We start from the raw sequence: 17,353 nt of genomic DNA on the forward strand, positions 1-17,353 counted from the left end.
GTCAGGCTTAATTTCCTTCCGAGGTGCTGATGAAGATATAGATTGATGTATCCGAAGCCTTCGCATGTCTGCGTGGGCTTTTTTCATTATAAAAGTCTCATGCTACAGGAGGTGCAAACATGTCCGTACGTGAAGAGAAAGTTCAAATCGTTAACGAAATCGTTGAGAAACTTCAAAATAGCAAAAGCACAGTCGTAACTGACTACCGTGGGCTGAACGTAGCACAAGTAACTGAGCTGCGCAAGAAGTGCCGCGAAGCTGGCGTAGAGTTCAAAGTGTACAAAAACACACTGACTCGCCGTGCGACTGCTGAAGCGGGTCTGACTGATCTGGATGCGGTATTGACTGGCCCTACAGCCATCGCATTCAGTAAGGAAGATGAAATCGCTGCTGCAAAAGTTCTCTCTGATTTCGCAAAAGCAAACGAAGCTCTTGAAATTAAGGGCGGCGTAATGGAAGGCAAAGTCCTTTCCGTTGACGAAGTGAAGGCTATCGCTAGCCTGCCGAATCGCGAAGGTCTGCTCTCTATGTTGCTTAGCGTGCTTCAAGCACCTATTCGCAACTTCGCGCTTGCTGTTAAAGCTGTCGGTGACCAAAAAGAAGGCCAAGAGGCTTAATCTACTTATTTGTTAGGAGGAAAATTACAATGAGTAAAGAACAAATCATTGAAGCGATCAAAGAAATGTCCGTTCTTGAACTGAACGATCTTGTAAAAGCAATCGAAGAAGAATTCGGCGTAACTGCAGCTGCTCCGGTAGCAGTTGTAGGCGGCGCTGCTGGCGGTGCTGCTGAAGCTGAACAAACTGAATTCACAGTTGTTCTGGCTAACGCTGGTGCTTCCAAAATCAACGTTATCAAAGTTGTTCGCGAAATCACGGGTCTTGGCCTGAAAGAAGCGAAAGCTATGGTTGACGGCGCGCCTGCAAACGTTAAAGAAGGCGTTGCTAAAGAAGAAGCTGAACAAATCAAAGCTAAGCTTGAAGAAGCTGGCGCAACTGTTGAACTTAAGTAGTTTTTAACTGCTCATAATAAGCCCGGCGTGCGATGCGCCGGGCTTTATTTTAGAGGCAGGAGGATAGAAGAATAGAAAGAAAAAGGATGCTCCTTTTTCTGCATAAATTTTAACTTCTATTTTCTTACTTCCAACATGGCCAATATGAGGAGACGCGGATGGAACATTACTATACGAATCAACCTGGAGCCGACAGTAAAGAGCAAACTTTCACGTTCGAGTTGCGAGGCAGAGAGTTTCGTTTTATTACCGATCGCGGCGTTTTTTCGAAAAATCGCATTGATTTTGGCAGTGTCCTTTTAATTGAGGCAATGGAAATCAAAGATGGGATGGACGTTCTCGATGTGGGCTGCGGGTATGGTCCGATAGGAATGGCCGCGGCAACGCTCTCCCCATCAGGTAATGTTCTTATGGTGGATGTGAATGAACGGGCTGTGTCGCTTGCGAACCGGAATATAAGCTTGAATGCAATTCAGAATGCGCAGGCGATAGTAAGCGACCGCCTTACCGCTGTACCTTCCGACCGGAAGTTTGATGTGATTCTAACCAATCCGCCGATTCGCGCCGGGAAGCAAGTGGTACACGGCATTTTCGAAGATGCGGTTCACTATCTGGTGCCGGGAGGAAGCCTTTGGGTCGTTATTCAAAAAAAGCAGGGAGCACCCTCTGCGCTTGCAAAACTGCAAGGATTGTATTCTGAAGTACGGGAAGTCGCAAAAAAGAAAGGATATTCCGTTTTTCAGGCAATAAAATCTTGAGTTGACATTGTTTTTCGCATGTGATATCGTTATTTAATGCCACTGTATATGCGAACGAGTGGATGGAAACTGCATAAAATGTCAACCTTTTTTTTGTGAAATGAAAGGAAGGTTATGAAGTAAGTATGAGAATATTATATCCGGGAAATACTGGAATAATATTAGCATCCGGTTCTTCAAATTAATAATAAAGTCTTCTCTACATACTAATAGGAAGGCTTTGTTCTTTTTTGTGCAAAAACTCGGTTTGAGAGGTGAATAAGTTGGCAGGTCATCTAATTCAGTGTGGACGTCATCGCCAGCGTCGCAGCTACGCGAGAATCAAAGAGGTAATGGAATTACCGAACCTGATTGAAATCCAACAGAAGTCATATGAATGGTTCTTAGAAGAAGGGCTTCGCGAGATGTTTCATGATATCTCGCCGATTCAAGATTTCACAGGCAATCTTGTTCTTGAATTTATTGATTACAGTTTAGGTGAACCGAAATATTCTGTCGATGAATCAAAAGAACGAGATGTAACGTATGCTGCTCCGCTGCGTGTGAAAGTTCGTCTCATTAACAAAGAAACGGGAGAAGTCAAAGAACAGGAAGTATTCATGGGTGATTTCCCGCTTATGACAGAGACGGGTACTTTCATAATCAATGGAGCTGAGAGGGTTATTGTTAGTCAGCTTGTTCGTTCTCCTAGCGTTTATTTCAGCACAAAAGTAGATAAGAATGGTAAGCAAGCTTATGCTGCAACCGTTATTCCAAACCGAGGCGCATGGCTTGAACTCGAAACCGACGCGAAGGACATTATTTATGTTCGTATCGACCGTACGAGGAAGATCCCGGTTACGGTTCTTTTGCGTGCATTAGGGTTCGGTACGGATGTAGAAATCTTGAACCTGCTCGGCGAAGACGAGTATATCAAGAATACGCTTGAGAAAGACAACACGGATTCAACTGAAAAAGCACTTATCGAAATCTATGAAAGACTGCGTCCGGGTGAGCCGCCGACTGTCGAGAATGCGAAGAGCCTGCTGATTTCTCGCTTCTTCGATCCGAAGCGATATGACCTCGCGAACGTAGGTCGCTATAAAATTAATAAGAAACTCCATATTAAGAATAGATTATACAATCAGCGTTTAGCTGAAACATTAATTGATACAAACACGGGCGAAATTATCGCAGAAGCAGGCCAAGTGATTGACCGCCGTCTGCTCGATCGTATTCTGCCGTTTCTTGAAGATAACGTTGGATTTGTAAACGTAAGACCTCGCGGTGGCGTGTTGGAAGAAGAGATTCGTCTGCAGTCTATTAATATCTTCTCCCCGACCGAAGACGGAAAAGTTATCAAAGTTACGTCGAACGGCATGATTGATAAAAAAGTTAAGCATATTACGCCGGCTGATATCATCGCGTCTATCAACTATTTCATTAATCTGCTGCATGGTATTGGCACAACGGATGATATCGACCATCTGGGTAACCGTCGTCTGCGTTCTGTAGGGGAACTTCTGCAGAATCAGTTCCGTATCGGTCTGTCCCGGATGGAGCGTGTAGTGCGTGAGCGTATGTCCATCCAGGATGCGAACGCGATTACACCGCAGGCATTGATTAACATTCGTCCGGTTATTGCGGCGATCAAAGAGTTCTTCGGAAGCTCTCAGCTCTCGCAATTTATGGACCAGACCAATCCGCTGGCTGAGCTTACACACAAGCGCCGTCTGTCTGCACTTGGACCTGGCGGTTTGACGCGTGAGCGCGCAGGCTTCGAAGTACGTGACGTTCACCATTCTCACTACGGGCGCATGTGTCCGATTGAGACTCCAGAGGGTCCAAACATTGGTCTGATTAACTCGCTGTCCTCGTATGCGCGCATTAACGAATACGGCTTCATTGAGACGCCGCGCCGCAAAGTGGACCCGGAAACGAACCGTGTAACGATGGAGATTGAATATTTGACCGCGGATGAAGAGGATGTATTCAATGTGGCGCAGGCCAATGCACCGCTGACGGAAGATGGACGTTTCGCCAATGAGATGGTCATTTGTCGCCGGAAAGGCGAAATCGTTACCGTACCGCGAGATAAGGTCGATTACATGGACGTATCGCCGAAGCAGGTTGTATCTGTTGCGACTGCAATGATTCCGTTCCTGGAAAATGACGACGCCAACCGCGCGCTAATGGGGGCGAACATGCAGCGTCAAGCTGTACCGCTGCTCGTGCCGGAAGCTCCGTTTATCGGTACAGGTATGGAGCATAAAGCTGCCAAGGACTCCGGTGTAGCCACTGTTGTTCGCCATTCGGGTGTTGTTGAACGCGTAACTGCTCGTGAAATTTGGGTGCGACGTCAAGAAGAAGTAGATGGCCGCCTGGTTATGGGTGACATTGATAAATATAAACTGCATAAGTTTGAGCGTTCTAACCAGGGAACATGCATTAACCAGCGTCCGATTATCAAAAAAGGCGAAGTGGTAAAAGCCGGGGACATTATCGCAGATGGCCCTTCCACGGAGAAGGGCGAGTTGGCTCTTGGCCGCAACGTCGTAGTTGCGTTCATGACCTGGGAAGGTTACAACTATGAGGACGCCATTTTGTTAAGTGAGAAACTCGTAAAAGAAGACGTCTATACTTCGATTCATATTGAAGAGTATGAATCGGAAGCACGCGATACGAAGCTTGGACCGGAAGAGATTACACGCGATATTCCGAACGTCGGGGAAGACGCACTGCGTAATCTTGACGAACGCGGAATTATTCGCATCGGTGCCGAAATTAAAGACGGCGATATTCTGGTAGGTAAGGTTACACCGAAGGGCGTAACAGAGCTGACGGCGGAAGAGCGCCTGCTGCATGCCATCTTCGGTGAGAAAGCGCGCGAAGTGCGCGATACATCCCTGCGCGTGCCTCACGGCGGCTCCGGTATTGTCGTCGATGTAAAAGTCTTTACCCGTGAGAATGGCGATGAACTTCCGCCGGGAGTAAATCAGCTTGTGCGCGTATATATCGCACAGAAACGGAAAATCTCCGTTGGAGATAAGATGGCCGGACGACATGGTAACAAGGGGGTTATTGCCCGTATCCTTCCGGAAGAGGATATGCCGTTCCTACCGGATGGCACACCGGTAGAGGTTGTACTGAATCCGCTGGGGGTACCGTCTCGGATGAACATTGGGCAGGCGCTCGAAGTTCATCTTGGCATGGCCGCTAAGACGCTTGGTATTCATATTGCTACGCCGGTATTTGACGGTGCGACCGAAGAAGATGTATTTGATACCTTGGAAGAGGCTGGATTAAGCCGCACAGGTAAGACGCTTCTGTATGACGGACGTACAGGAGAGCCATTTGACCGCACGGTAACTGTCGGGGTCATGTATATGATTAAACTGGCTCACATGGTTGACGATAAAATCCATGCTCGCTCTACAGGACCGTATTCTCTCGTTACCCAGCAACCGCTCGGCGGTAAAGCGCAGTTCGGCGGTCAGCGTTTCGGGGAGATGGAAGTATGGGCGCTCGAAGCATACGGTGCCGCTTATACGCTCCAAGAAATCCTCACTGTCAAATCGGATGACGTTGTGGGTCGTGTGAAGACATACGAATCCATTGTTAAAGGAGAAAATGTACCGGAACCTGGTGTACCGGAGTCCTTTAAAGTATTGATTAAAGAGCTGCAAAGTTTAGGTATGGACGTAAAAATTCTCTCCGAAGACGAACAGGAAATCGAGATGCGCGATACGGATGAAGATGACGATACATCCGGAGAGAAGCTGCACCTGAATATCAGCGGTACCGAAGAATAAAGGATGAAACCGGGAAGTAATGGGAGGTATGCGCCTTGTTAGATGTGAATAATTTTGAGTATATGAAGATTGGCCTCGCATCGCCGGATAAGATTCGTTCCTGGTCTTACGGGGAGGTCAAGAAGCCGGAAACCATTAACTACCGGACCTTAAAGCCGGAAAAAGAAGGCTTGTTCTGCGAGAAAATTTTCGGGCCGACAAAGGACTGGGAATGTCACTGTGGAAAGTATAAGCGTGTTCGCTACAAAGGTGTAGTCTGCGATCGTTGCGGCGTTGAAGTAACCCGCGCGAAAGTGCGCCGGGAGCGCATGGGGCACATTGAACTGGCTGCCCCTGTTTCCCACATCTGGTATTTCAAAGGAATTCCGAGCCGCATGGGGCTTGTGCTTGACATGTCCCCGCGCTCTTTAGAAGAAGTTATCTACTTCGCATCTTATGTCGTTGTTGATCCGGGCGAGACGCCCCTGGAGAAAAAACAGCTGCTGTCCGAGAAAGAGTATCGTAACTATCGTGAGAAGTATGGTAACTCATTCACGGCCTCCATGGGTGCGGAAGCGATTAAGCGGCTGCTCGCGGAAATCGATCTCGACAAAGAGGTAGATTACCTGAAAGAAGAATTGAAATCAGCGCAAGGACAACGACGCAACCGCGTGATTAAGCGTCTGGAAGTGCTGGAAGCATTCCGTAACTCCGGCAACCGTCCGGATTGGATGGTGCTTGATGTACTGCCGGTCATTCCGCCGGAACTTCGCCCGATGGTACAGCTGGACGGCGGACGTTTTGCAACGTCTGATTTGAACGATCTGTATCGCCGCGTAATTAACCGGAACAACCGTCTGAAGCGCCTTCTGGACTTGGGCGCACCGGATATTATCGTACAGAATGAGAAGCGCATGCTGCAGGAAGCGGTGGATGCGTTGATCGATAACGGACGCCGTGGCCGTCCGGTAACAGGCCCGGGTAACCGTCCTCTCAAATCTCTCAGTCATATGTTGAAAGGTAAGCAGGGACGTTTCCGTCAGAACCTGCTTGGTAAGCGTGTTGACTACTCCGGACGTTCGGTTATCGTTGTAGGTCCGCATTTGAAGATGTATCAGTGCGGTCTGCCAAAGGAAATGGCGCTTGAACTGTTTAAGCCTTTCGTTATGAAAGAGCTCGTTAGCAAGGGGCTTGCGCACAATATCAAATCAGCGAAGCGTAAAGTGGAGCGCATTCATCCAGAAGTATGGGACGTTCTTGAAGATGTAATCAAAGAACACCCGGTTCTCTTAAACCGTGCTCCTACGCTGCACAGACTGGGTATTCAGGCGTTCGAACCTACGCTGGTAGAAGGTCGTGCCATTCGTCTGCATCCGCTTGTATGTACGGCATATAACGCCGACTTCGACGGTGACCAGATGGCCGTGCACGTTCCGCTGTCTGCCGAAGCACAGGCAGAAGCTCGTATTCTGATGTTAGCGGCGCAAAATATTTTGAATCCAAAAGACGGAAAACCGGTTGTTACGCCGTCTCAGGACATGGTACTCGGTACGTACTACCTGACCATGGAAAACAAAGAAGCTAAAGGGGAGGGCCATATCTTCTCCAATGCAAACCAGGCGATTGCCGCATACTCGAACGGACATATTTCGCTGCATGCCCGTATTGCCCTGCCGCCGGAGAGTCTAAATAAGACATCCTTTACGCCGGAGCAAGCGAAAGCTCCATTGATAGTAACGACGGTCGGAAAGATCATCTTTAATGAAATCTTCCCGCCGGAACTGCCGTTTATCAATGAGCCGACGAAAGAAAATTTGCAGAAGAAAGTTCCGGACAAATTCTTCATCTTCGAAAAAGGGACAAACGTGAAAGAATTCCTGAAGCAGCTTCCTGAGCAGGACGCGGTAAAAAAAGGATATCTGGGTACGATTATTTCCGAGTGTTTCCGTCGCTTCGGAACGACGCAAACATCCGTTATTCTTGACAGAATCAAAGCGAACGGCTTTAAATATTCCACCCAGGCAGGTATCACAGTTGCCGTTGCCGATATTCAAACTCCGGCCGAAAAGCAAGAAATTCTTGCAAAGGCCGAAGAACAGGTACAAAAAGTTATGCAGCAGTACCGTCGCGGTTTGATTACGGAAAACGAGCGCTATGACCGGGTTATCAGCATCTGGAGCAAAGCGAAGGACGACGTAACCAAGGTGCTCATGGCATCGCTTGATAAGTTCAATGCGATTAACATGATGGCTACATCCGGTGCTCGTGGTAACGTCTCGCAGATTACTCAGCTTGCGGGTATGCGTGGTCTGATGGCGAACCCGTCCGGACGTATTATCGAGCTTCCGATTAAATCGAACTTCCGTGAAGGCCTTACCGTATTGGAATACTTTATTTCCACGCACGGTGCCCGGAAAGGTCTGGCCGATACCGCGCTTCGTACGGCGGACTCCGGTTACCTGACACGCCGTCTCGTCGACGTGGCGCAGGATGTTATTGTACGGGAAGAGGATTGCGGTACGGATAAAGGCGTTATGGCAAGCGCGCTCCGTGACGGCAAAGAAGTGATCGAAGAACTGTATGACCGTATCGTTGGGCGCTATTCGTTCCAAACAGTGCGTCATCCGGAGACGGGTGAAGTCATTGTCGGCCGCAATGAGCTTATCGACGAGAACATCGCGGACGAAATTATGGCCGCAGGTATTACTGAAGTGAACATTCGCTCTGTTATCGGCTGCCGCACGCAGCACGGGGTATGCAAGAAATGCTATGGCCGCAACCTGGCGACAGGCAAGCAGGTCGACATCGGTGAAGCAGTGGGTATTATCGCTGCGCAATCCATCGGTGAACCGGGTACACAGCTGACGATGCGTACGTTCCATACCGGTGGTGTTGCCGGAGACGATATCACGCAGGGTCTTCCGCGTATCCAGGAGCTTTTCGAAGCCCGGAATCCGAAAGGCCAGGCGATTATCACGGAAATCGAAGGGGAAGTTATTGATATCCGCGAAGGCAAAGATCGTCGTGAAGTGGAAATCCGCGGTGAGACGGAGAACAAGGTATATCAAATTCCTTACGGTTCCCGTCTGAAGGTTTCTGTCGGAAGTAAAGTCGATATCGGTGAAGAGCTGACGGAAGGCTCTATCGATCCGAAAGAGATGCTTAAAATCCGCGGTATGCGCGGTGTTCAATACTACATCCTGCAGGAAGTACAGAAAGTATACCGTATGCAGGGGGTAGAAATTAACGACAAGCACATAGAAGTTATGATCCGTCAGATGCTGCGCAAAGTGCGCGTCATTGATAGCGGAGATACGGATCTTCTGCCGGGTTCTTATGTGGAAATCCACGAGTTCGAAGAGGCAAACAAGAAAGTACTGTGGGATGGCAAACAGCCAGCTGTTGCACGTCCGGTGCTTCTCGGTATTACCAAAGCATCGCTTGAAACAGATTCCTTCTTATCCGCAGCTTCGTTCCAGGAGACTACACGTGTCCTGACAGATGCTGCGATTAAAGGAAAAGTGGATCGTTTGTTAGGTCTAAAAGAGAATGTTATCATTGGTAAGCTGGTTCCTGCCGGTACAGGCATGAACCGTTACCGCAATATTTCTTTGCAGCATGAACTCATGCCGGCAGAGAAAGCGGCGGATTCCGCTTTGCAAGAAGAACGGTTCGAAGACGTTATGCTTGAAAAATAATCTAAATTAAATTTGTTGACACACAGCGCCGTAAATGATATGATGTCTGAGTGTGCCTAATACTGCTTTGGAGGATATGTAAATGTCTTATGAAAAAGTAGAACAGGCTAAAGCGACTGTGATTGGTGTGAAGCAGACCGCACGAGCGATTGAGAATGGCCAGATAGCCGAAGTCATCGTGGCGCGGGACGCAGATACCCGATTAACCGGAAAGGTTATCTCACTATGCCAAGATAAAGGTCTGCCGGTTCATTACGTCGATTCAATGCGCCGCTTAGGCAAGGCATGCGGGATTGATGTAGGAGCCGCGATGGTTGGTTTGAAATTATAATATGCAACTCAAATTACGTTTTTGTTTATTCCGGGAGCTCATCTTTACGGTGTGCTCTCGGAAGCAAAAACTTTTCGTTTGCCTATCGATGAACCGCCAGGACCTGTGGTCTTAAATTTACTCGTGAACATTGGAAGGAGGTGCGACACATGCCAACAATTAACCAACTCGTACGCAAAGGTCGCGAAAAGAAGGTTTACAAATCTAAGTCTCCGGCTCTTGGAAAAGGCTACAACAGCATGAAGAAAGAGCTGACTAACACGAATTCTCCACAAAAACGTGGTGTATGTACTCGTGTAGGTACAATGACTCCGAAAAAACCGAACTCAGCGCTTCGTAAATATGCTCGTGTACGTTTAACAAACGGAATCGAGGTTACTGCATACATCCCTGGAATCGGCCACAACCTGCAAGAACACAGCGTTGTTCTTATCCGTGGCGGCCGTGTAAAAGACCTGCCAGGTGTACGCTACAAAATCGTACGTGGTGCGCTGGATACAGCGGGTGTACAAAACCGCCTGCAATCCCGTTCCAAATACGGCACAAAACGTCCAAAAGCGCCGAAAGCTTAATCTGCTTAAAGCGAGATAAGACATACGAAAAAACTTAAAGGCAAAGGAGGGGAAACGAATGCCACGTAAAGGCCCAGTACCTCGTCGTGATGTGTTACCTGACCCGATTTACAATAGCAAATTAGTAACTCGCCTAATCAATCGTATGATGATTGATGGTAAGCGCGGAGTTTCTCAGCGCATTCTGTATGATGCTTTCAATCTTGTTCAACAACGCTCTGGCCGTGATGCCATGGAAGTGTTTGAAGAAGCAATGAAAAACATCATGCCGGTTCTCGAAGTGCGCGCACGCCGTGTAGGTGGTGCGAACTATCAAGTTCCGGTTGAAGTTCGTCCGGAGCGCCGCACTACTCTTGGACTTCGCTGGTTGGTAGAATACTCCCGTAAACGCGGTGAGAAAACGATGGAAGAACGCCTCGCAGGCGAAATTCTGGATGCTGCCAACAATACAGGCGCAGCTGTGAAAAAGCGTGAAGACACGCACAAAATGGCGGAAGCAAACAAAGCATTTGCTCACTACCGCTGGTAGAATACAAAGCGGACATGGAGTCCGCTTTGACCTTGCCAAATCTCTAAATTGAGAAAGGGGCTAGTACTTACATGGGACGCGAATTCCCCTTAGCCAAGACTCGTAATATTGGTATCATGGCTCACATCGATGCCGGTAAAACGACGACGACGGAACGTATCCTGTTCTATACAGGCCGCGTGCATAAAATCGGTGAAACTCACGAGGGTGCGTCGCAAATGGACTGGATGGAACAAGAGCAGGAGCGCGGTATTACAATTACATCCGCTGCAACAACTGCTCAATGGAAAGGTTACCGCGTTAACATCATCGATACTCCGGGTCACGTAGACTTCACAGTTGAAGTAGAGCGTTCTCTCCGCGTCCTCGATGGTGCGGTTGCCGTTCTCGATGCCCAATCCGGTGTAGAGCCGCAAACGGAGACAGTATGGCGTCAAGCGACGACATACGGCGTGCCGCGTATCGTGTTCGTCAACAAGATGGATAAACTCGGTGCGGACTTCCTCTTTTCCGTTCGTACGCTGCACGAACGTCTGCAGGCGAACGCGCATCCGATCCAATTGCCGATCGGTGCAGAGGAGAACTTCCGTGGTATCATCGACCTTGTCGAGAAGAAAACATATATCTATACAAACGACCTTGGAACAGATATTGAAATCACTGAAGGCTTCCCTGCTGAGTACGCTGAGCAGGCAGAAGAACTGCGCAGTCAGCTGATCGAAGCAGTTGCTGACTTTGACGAAGAACTCATGATGAAATATCTCGAAGGTGAAGAAGTAACAGTTGAAGAGTTGAAAGCGGCGATCCGCAAAGCGACGATTAGCGTTAAGTTCTATCCTGTTACTTGTGGTTCTGCATTCAAGAACAAAGGCGTTCAGCCGATGCTTGATGCTGTTATCGATTATCTCCCGGCACCGACTGACGTTCCGGCGATTAAAGGTGTGCTTCCGAATAGTGATGAGCAAGTAACGCGAGAATCAAGCGACGAAGGTCCGTTCGCAGCACTTGCATTCAAAATTATGACTGACCCTTATGTGGGTAAGCTAACGTTCTTCCGTGTGTACTCCGGTACACTCGAGTCTGGTTCGTACGTGCTGAACTCTACCAAAGGTAAGCGCGAACGTATTGGTCGTATCCTGCAAATGCACGCAAATCACCGTGAAGAAATCAAACAGGTTTATTCCGGCGATATTGCTGCGGGCGTAGGTTTGAAAGATACAACTACAGGGGATACTTTGTGCGATGAGAAAAATCCAGTAATCCTGGAATCTATGGAATTCCCTGAACCGGTTATCCGTATTGCTATTGAGCCGAAAACAAAAGCCGACCAGGATAAAATGGGGATGGCGCTTGCGAAATTGGCTGATGAGGATCCGACATTTAAAACGTATACTGATGAAGAAACAGGCCAAACGATTATTGCAGGTATGGGTGAGCTTCACCTTGATATCATCGTTGATCGTATGCGTCGTGAATTCAAAGTAGAAGCTAATGTCGGTGCTCCACAGGTTGCATACAAAGAAGCCTTCCGCCAAGGTGCGAAAGTTGAAACCAAGTATGCAAAACAATCTGGTGGTAAAGGTCAATACGGCCACGTTGTGGTTGAATTCGAACCAGGCGAACCGGGAACAGGTTTTGTATTTGAAAACAAAATCGTCGGTGGTGCGATTCCGCGTGAATACATTCCGGCAGTTCAAGCAGGTATTGAAGAAGCGATGGCAAACGGCGTTCTTGCCGGTTACCCGATTCTCGATTTGAAAGCAACGCTTGTTCACGGAAGCTACCACGAGGTTGACTCCTCCGAGATGGCGTTCAAAATCGCCGCTTCTATGGCTCTGAAAGAAGCAGGTAAGAAAGCTAACCCTGCTATTCTTGAGCCGATGATGAAAGTAGAAGTTACCGTACCGGAAGAATACATGGGCGATATCATGGGTGACATCAACTCCCGTCGCGGACGTATCGAAGGTATGGAAGCTCGTGGTAACGCACAAGTGGTTCGCGGTTTTGTTCCGCTGTCTGAAATGTTCGGTTACGCAACAAACCTGCGTTCTCGTACGCAAGGTCGCGGTACTTACTCTATGCACTTCGATCATTATGAAGAAGTGCCGAAGAGCATTGCTGAAGAGATCGTTAAGAAAGCTAAAGGTCTGTAATTTTTCAGCAAAAACCCTTTATTATAATTAAAGAAAGGGTTAAAATGTGTAGAAGGTATATGGCCTTCGCACGTTTGGATCTTTCTTTATAAATACTTAACTTCTTAAAACCTTTGATTAAGGAGGCTTTTTCCCAAATGGCTAAAGCAAAATTTGAGCGGACTAAACCGCACGTAAACATTGGTACTATTGGTCACGTTGACCATGGTAAAACTACCCTGACTGCTGCTATTACAACCGTTCTGTCTCAGACTGGTAAAGCGCAAGCTATGGATTACGGCAGCATCGATGCTGCTCCGGAAGAGCGTGAGCGCGGTATCACAATCTCCACTGCACACGTTGAGTATGAGACTGACAACCGTCACTATGCACACGTTGACTGCCCGGGTCATGCTGACTATGTTAAAAACATGATTACTGGTGCTGCTCAAATGGACGGTGCTATCCTGGTAGTATCCGCTGCTGACGGTCCGATGCCGCAAACTCGCGAGCACATCCTTCTGTCTCGTCAAGTAGGCGTTCCTTACATCGTTGTATTCATGAACAAATGTGACATGGTTGACGATGAAGAGCTGCTTGAACTGGTTGAAATGGAAATTCGTGACCTTCTGTCCGAATATGAGTTCCCGGGAGATGACATTCCGGTAATTAAAGGTTCTGCTAAAGAAGCTCTGGACAACCCGACTGGCGAATGGGCTCAAAAAATCCTTGAACTGATGGATGCTGTTGACAGCTACATCCCGACTCCGGAGCGTGCTGTTGATCAGCCGTTCTTGATGCCGATTGAGGATGTATTCTCCATCACTGGCCGTGGTACAGTTGCTACTGGTCGTGTAGAGCGCGGTATCGTTAAAGTTGGTGACCAAGTTGAAATCCTTGGTCTGACTGAAGAGCCGAAAACTACAACTGTAACAGGTGTAGAAATGTTCCGTAAGCTTCTGGATCAAGCAGAAGCTGGTGACAACATCGGTGCGCTGCTTCGCGGTATTGACCGTAATGAAGTTGAGCGTGGACAGGTTCTGGCTAAGCCGGGTTCTGTAAAACCGCATACTCAATTCACTGCTCAAATCTACGTTCTGTCTAAAGAAGAAGGTGGACGTCACACTCCGTTCTTCGCGAACTATCGTCCGCAATTCTACTTCCGTACAACAGACGTAACTGGTATCATCAAGCTGCCGGAAGGCACTGAGATGGTTATGCCTGGCGATAACGTTGAGATCACTGTTGAACTCATCAGCCCGATCGCTATGGAAGAAGGTACTCGCTTCGCTATCCGCGAAGGTGGACGTACTGTTGGCGCCGGTGCGGTTGCTACTATCCTTAAGTAATTTCTGCATACTGTGCATAAGAAAAAACTCGGTCTTTGGACCGGGTTTTTTATTTGGAATCATAATCTGTATTCAGGTATTCAAAAGCCCCCCTCACTCGTAGTGAGAGGGGCTTTTTGGCATGTTAATCACTATGTTTGTTTGCTCCCGGGTTTGCCCTATGCTTTCTGCCGCTGTGTATTCACTTTTGTTGTACTGCGTACAGGCCGTCGTTCCTGATTATCTAGCTTCCGGATGGTTTGTTTATAGTTTTCACGGGAAATACTTAATATGATACCGATACTGATCATATTAAGCAACAAGGATGAACCTCCATAGCTGATGAACGGAAGCGGAACGCCGGTAATCGGAATGAGGCCCGTAACTCCACCGATATTGATAAAAGCCTGGATAAATATCATACTAACTACGCCAACACCAACCAATGTGGCAAACGTATCTTTAATTCGCAGCGTAATAAGCAGAATGCGCCATAGGAAGAGCAGATATATCACCAAAAAGATGGTAGATCCGATAAATCCGAGCTCTTCCGCCAAAATGGAAAAAATAAAGTCGGTCTGTACCTCGGGAAGATAAAGATATTTCTCTATGCTTTGACCGAAGCCCGCCCCGGTGATACCACCATGTGCAAGCGCGAAATAAGAGTGAGCAAGCTGATAACCGGATCCAAGTCCTTCCAACCCGTCCGCCCAGGGATCGCCTACGTTTTGCAGACGGTTCCAGCGGTATGGTGAAAGAAATACAAATAGAAAGCCGCCAATAGCGAAAGGAATGCCCGCAAAAAAGAGATGCTTTAAATTCACTCCGCCTGCAACAATAACCGCAAGGGATGTCATTAGCAGAATAACGGCTGATCCGAAGTCAGGCTGTATCCCAATAATGGTACAGAACAAACCGACGATAACGAAAACAGGGACAAGCCCTTTCTTAACGTCACGAATTTTCTTGCCTTTTTTTGAGATTAATGCGGATAGATAAATAATCACCGCCAGCTTGGCGAATTCGGCCGGCTGCAGTGAACCGATACCAAGATTAATCCAACTGCGTGCTCCGTTTCGTATGACGCCGATGCCCGGAATCAGTACAGCAATCAACAGCAGAAAGGCAATCGCAGCAATCCCAAAAAAGTGTTTCTTGTAGAATGTATATGGAATATTCATGGTAAACAGCATGAATACTATGCCGATAATGGCCCACATCACCTGTTTCTTCATAAAGTATGTGTCAGTACCGAATTTATCCAGGGAGAGAACTGAACTGGCGCTGTAAACAATCACAATCCCAAATCCTACAAGAAAAAGGGTAAGGAGAAGAATGGGAAAGTCAGGTCTTCCTCTTGTTTTCATATTTTCCTCCGGATATATAATTTGCTTAAATTGCATAAACATAGAAATGCATATTAGTAGTTTACTACACTCTGTTAAGGGAATCAGGGGTATTTTTTACTTTCTTTGCACGGAGAAAAGTAGTCATAGAATTTCATTGCATATTAACAATGGCTTAACTTTCAATTAATACTTCTATTTTATGATGAAAAGATATTGCATGTAGCGTTGTTCTTATCGGAAACATGGAGGGCGAAATTATATAGAAAGTAGCAATTATTGAAATGGGAAGGAGGAGAAAGCCTGAATGCAAGAACGTCAGTTAAATCAATTGACGAATGAAGTGGCGGAGATGGCGGCCATTGCTCAAGCAGGGTTTCTGCAGGCATGGCGGGCGTTTCTGGAAGCGGACTTAACGCTAGCCAAAGAAGTTATCGTGCGTGACGAAAAGTTAAATGTGCTGGCCGAAAAAATTTTTAAAATGAGTCTCCGTCTTATCGCATTGCAAGCACCTGTAGCGGCTGACTTGCGGGCGATTGGCTCTTATTTGAAGATTGTAACCGATTTAGAGCGCATTGGGGATTTGTCGGTTTCGATCGCTAAAGTGGTCGTCCGCCTCGATGGAAAAGCGTATCAACTCGCTTTATTTGAAATGCCGACGATGGGTGAAAAAGTGAAAGAGATGCTGGATGTGTGCGTGCAGGCGATCAAGAGTGGGGATGCACGTCGATTGCGTCTTCTCGATGAAATGGATGATATTATTGACGCATACTACAGTAAGTGTTTTGATTATGTGGAATGGAGCATGGAAAGACAACCGGAACTAATAAAAGAAGGCGTGCAGTTGATTAAAGTGCTGCAGTCGCTGGAACGAATCGGGGACCATGCAACCAATATCGGGGAATGGGCATTATATATATCTACGGGAAGTATTGCTGATTTGAATACGTAGATATATAAAGAGGAAAGGCGGTTGCATCGATGCAGTCGCCTTTTTCTTGCGGTATAGAAAAGTATATTTCGCTTTACAGGAATAAAGCAAAATATAGCTGTATACGTCTTGCGGATGACCCCGTTGTTCTTCCACTTGAATAAAGAAGAAGGTTATGCTTCTTGCAAAAGGTTATCCAATTCAGCAGGCTCGAATCCTTTTACAGCCTTGCCGTTGACTACGGTAACCGGAATGCCCATAATGCCGAGCGCTTCAACTTCCTTCTGATATACCGGATTAGACAGCAGATCGCGGACTTCAAATGTATAGCCTTTATCTCTCAGATAGTTTTTGACAAGTTCGCAGGTGCTGCATCCGGGAGCGGAATACACAATAATTGCCATATTAATCCCTCCTGTTTTTACGATTTCCCTCTTTAATTATATAGAAAATGATTCGGCATGTAAGGTTGGAATACACTTCATCACTTTAAGGTTTTTACGAATAAAAGAAGAAAAAGAAAAATATTTTCGTATTGTAGCCATTGTAGTGATGAGTGCTGTACTTGACCGTTATCATAAAACGTCGTTAATCAAGAAAAACAACAAATATATTGGGGAAATGGAGGAAGCGAATGAATGCGGGGCTTTTGGCCGGTCCGTGACTCCATCGTGAGAAAACAAAAGCGCAGAGAAATATCTTCTGTGTTTTTTATTGAAAAAACAGTTGACCATATTATTTGTTATATGATAAATTAATTCTTGTCGTCACAAAAGGAACTAGAAGAACGTTGAAATATTTTTTAAAAAACGCTTGTAATTAGATTTGAAATGTAATAAAATAATAAGGTATTCGTTGAAATGCAACGATACATAAAAAAAAGAAGTTCCTTGAAAACTGAACAGTACTACTCGATGTGTGCGAGTAAAACAAACCTATAAAAGTA

General features: G+C 46.9%; 13 protein-coding genes and 1 other annotated feature (1 of these 14 only partly in view). Of the genes, 11 read left to right on the plus strand and 2 right to left on the minus strand.

The window, feature by feature from the left end:
* Nucleotides 1-93, plus strand: a sequence feature (ribosomal protein L10 leader region) (it extends 43 nt beyond the left edge of the window).
* Nucleotides 94-119: 26 nt separating this feature from the next.
* The 10 genes from rplJ to tuf all read left to right on the plus strand — a co-directional run bounded on the left by rplJ (nt 120) and on the right by tuf (nt 14,151).
* Nucleotides 120-617: a 50S ribosomal protein L10 gene (gene rplJ, locus ADA01nite_RS13605; RefSeq protein ID WP_146810754.1), complete on the plus strand. Its 498-nt coding sequence runs from the start codon at nt 120-122 to the stop codon at nt 615-617.
* Between the two features lie 29 nt (nt 618-646).
* On the plus strand, nt 647-1,012 hold the full coding sequence (rplL, locus tag ADA01nite_RS13610; protein WP_146810756.1) for a 50S ribosomal protein L7/L12: 366 nt from the start codon (nt 647-649) through the stop codon (nt 1,010-1,012).
* A 158-nt stretch (nt 1,013-1,170) separates the two neighbouring features.
* Nucleotides 1,171-1,770: a class I SAM-dependent methyltransferase gene (locus tag ADA01nite_RS13615; protein WP_146810758.1), complete on the plus strand. Its 600-nt coding sequence runs from the start codon at nt 1,171-1,173 to the stop codon at nt 1,768-1,770.
* A gap of 263 nt (nt 1,771-2,033) precedes the next feature.
* Complete coding sequence (gene rpoB / locus ADA01nite_RS13620; protein WP_146810760.1) at nt 2,034-5,561, plus strand: DNA-directed RNA polymerase subunit beta; 3,528 nt, start codon at nt 2,034-2,036, stop codon at nt 5,559-5,561.
* 35 nt (nt 5,562-5,596) lie between these two features.
* A complete protein-coding gene (rpoC, locus tag ADA01nite_RS13625; RefSeq protein ID WP_146810762.1) occupies nt 5,597-9,238 on the plus strand; it encodes a DNA-directed RNA polymerase subunit beta' in 3,642 nt (1,213 codons plus the stop codon).
* 82 nt (nt 9,239-9,320) lie between these two features.
* Nucleotides 9,321-9,569: a 50S ribosomal protein L7ae-like protein gene (locus ADA01nite_RS13630; protein ID WP_146810764.1), complete on the plus strand. Its 249-nt coding sequence runs from the start codon at nt 9,321-9,323 to the stop codon at nt 9,567-9,569.
* Nucleotides 9,570-9,718: 149 nt separating this feature from the next.
* Nucleotides 9,719-10,141 carry a 30S ribosomal protein S12 gene (rpsL, locus tag ADA01nite_RS13635; protein WP_146810766.1) on the plus strand — a complete coding sequence of 141 codons (423 nt, stop codon included), beginning with the start codon at nt 9,719-9,721 and terminating at the stop codon, nt 10,139-10,141.
* A gap of 58 nt (nt 10,142-10,199) precedes the next feature.
* Nucleotides 10,200-10,670 carry a 30S ribosomal protein S7 gene (gene rpsG, locus ADA01nite_RS13640; protein WP_146810768.1) on the plus strand — a complete coding sequence of 157 codons (471 nt, stop codon included), beginning with the start codon at nt 10,200-10,202 and terminating at the stop codon, nt 10,668-10,670.
* 71 nt (nt 10,671-10,741) lie between these two features.
* Entirely contained in the window at nt 10,742-12,823 is a 2,082-nt protein-coding gene (gene fusA / locus ADA01nite_RS13645; protein WP_146810769.1) for an elongation factor G, read from the plus strand.
* 137 nt (nt 12,824-12,960) lie between these two features.
* Nucleotides 12,961-14,151, plus strand: a complete 1,191-nt coding sequence (gene tuf / locus ADA01nite_RS13650; RefSeq protein ID WP_146810771.1) for an elongation factor Tu — start codon at nt 12,961-12,963, stop codon at nt 14,149-14,151.
* Nucleotides 14,152-14,309: 158 nt separating this feature from the next.
* On the opposite strand, the gene ftsW is transcribed toward tuf, so the two are convergent.
* The gene (ftsW, locus tag ADA01nite_RS13655) at nt 14,310-15,497 is read right to left on the minus strand and encodes a putative lipid II flippase FtsW (protein ID WP_146810773.1); all 1,188 of its coding nucleotides are present in this window, start codon (nt 15,495-15,497) and stop codon (nt 14,310-14,312) included.
* 286 nt (nt 15,498-15,783) lie between these two features.
* Here ftsW and phoU point away from each other — a divergent pair, with 286 nt between their 5' ends.
* Complete coding sequence (gene phoU, locus ADA01nite_RS13660) at nt 15,784-16,428, plus strand: phosphate signaling complex protein PhoU (protein WP_146810775.1); 645 nt, start codon at nt 15,784-15,786, stop codon at nt 16,426-16,428.
* Between the two features lie 152 nt (nt 16,429-16,580).
* Here phoU and ADA01nite_RS13665 read toward each other — a convergent pair whose 3' ends face one another.
* Complete coding sequence (locus ADA01nite_RS13665) at nt 16,581-16,811, minus strand: glutaredoxin family protein (RefSeq protein WP_146810777.1); 231 nt, start codon at nt 16,809-16,811, stop codon at nt 16,581-16,583.
* Nucleotides 16,812-17,353 lie beyond the last annotated feature (542 nt).

It is taken from the genome of Aneurinibacillus danicus, from assembly GCF_007991215.1.
GTDB lineage: Bacteria > Bacillota > Bacilli > Aneurinibacillales > Aneurinibacillaceae > Aneurinibacillus > Aneurinibacillus danicus.